Raw genomic sequence first — 1510 nt, forward strand, 5'->3', positions numbered from 1 at the left:
TTATAGTGCCGATGGTACTGCAGGGGAGGCTCTGTGGAAGAGTAGGTCGTTGCCAGGTTAGATTTGGCTGGATAGCTCAGTCGGTAGAGCAGAGGACTGAAAATCCTCGTGTCCCTGGTTCGATTCCTGGTCCAGCCACCAAAAACCTTAGGTGTTTCCTAAGGTTTTTTTACGTATATAAATAAGTATATTTATAATTAAAGGGTATAAATATATAGAAAAAATTTTTAAAATATGTCATAATTGTTTATGGCAAACAAAATAATATTTTTAAGGAGAAAAAGTATGGATAACAAGGTATTGGCAGTTGTAAATGGAAAAGAAATAACACAAGTTGATTTAGATTCAACAATTAAGAGATTTCCTAACGAAAGACAAGGATATTTACAAACTGAAGCAGGTAAAAAACAATTATTAGAAGAAATAATATCTTTTGAACTTATTTATAATTATGCAAAAGATAATAACATGGAGAATGACAGTGATTATATTGCTCAGCTTGAAATGGCTAAAAAAGAAATTTTGACTCAAACAGCTATAGCTAAAGTTATGCAGCAGGTTTCTGTAGAAGATAAAGAAGTAGAAGATTATTATAATGCAAATAAAGAAAATTTTAAAGATCCTGAAACTGTAAGTGCAAAACATATTCTTGTAGAATCTGAAGAAAAAGCAAAAGAAGTAGCAGAAGAAATAAATGGTGGAATGGATTTTGAGGATGCTGCACAAAAGTATTCTTCATGTCCATCAAAAGAACAAGGTGGAAATCTTGGGAAATTTGGTAGAGGACAAATGGTACCTGAATTTGAAGAAGCAGCTTTTGCTTTAGAGATAGGAACATTAAGTGTACCTGTTAAAACTCAATTTGGATACCATTTAATAAAGGTTGAAGATAAATCTAAGGGAGCAATAAAATCATTTGAAGAAGTAAAAAACTCTATTAAGAGCAGGTTATTGCAAGAAAGACAATCTTTTAAATATACACAGTTAAATAAAGAGCTTAGAGAGAAATATGATGTAGAAATTAATAATTAGAACATATTAAGAAATCAATAGGATGCTAGCGAAGTTAGCATCCTATTGATTTTTAGAAATAATTTAATTCGGTGAAAATACTATTTCTATAATTAATAAATTCCATAAACTTGTCCTAGAGTATCATTATGTAATATATATAGTTATTGCAAAGAATGTGGCGTATAATACACTTAATTTTAAATAAATAGAAATAGTATTAAAGCAAGAAATATTATATGATGTTAATATAATATACGTTGTCACGTAAGACCACAATCCTTTAGAAAAAATGTAAATAGGTATAAAAGGTTTTTTATTTTAACATTATTTATAAATTTGTAATTAATTTTATGGAAATAAAAAGTTTTAAAATCTATTGACAAGAGTTTAAATAATGTGGTATTATGTTAAAGCTGTGTGATGCAGCAAGCTTAACAAAAAAGAATTTAAAAAAGTTCTTGACAAGGTTAAGCAGACATGGTAAGATATAAAAGTC

General features: G+C 28.7%; 1 protein-coding gene and 1 tRNA gene. Both read left to right on the forward strand.

Annotated features, from left to right (window positions below):
* The first annotated feature begins 65 nt into the window (after positions 1-65).
* Positions 66-141 (forward strand) — tRNA-Phe (locus EG57_RS0205695).
* A gap of 144 nt (positions 142-285) precedes the next feature.
* Positions 286-1032: a peptidylprolyl isomerase gene (locus EG57_RS0205700; RefSeq protein ID WP_032076313.1), complete on the forward strand. Its 747-nt coding sequence runs from the start codon at positions 286-288 to the stop codon at positions 1030-1032.
* Positions 1033-1510 lie beyond the last annotated feature (478 nt).

This window comes from Clostridium drakei (assembly GCF_000633595.2).
Classification (GTDB): Bacteria; Bacillota; Clostridia; order Clostridiales; family Clostridiaceae; genus Clostridium_AM; species Clostridium_AM drakei.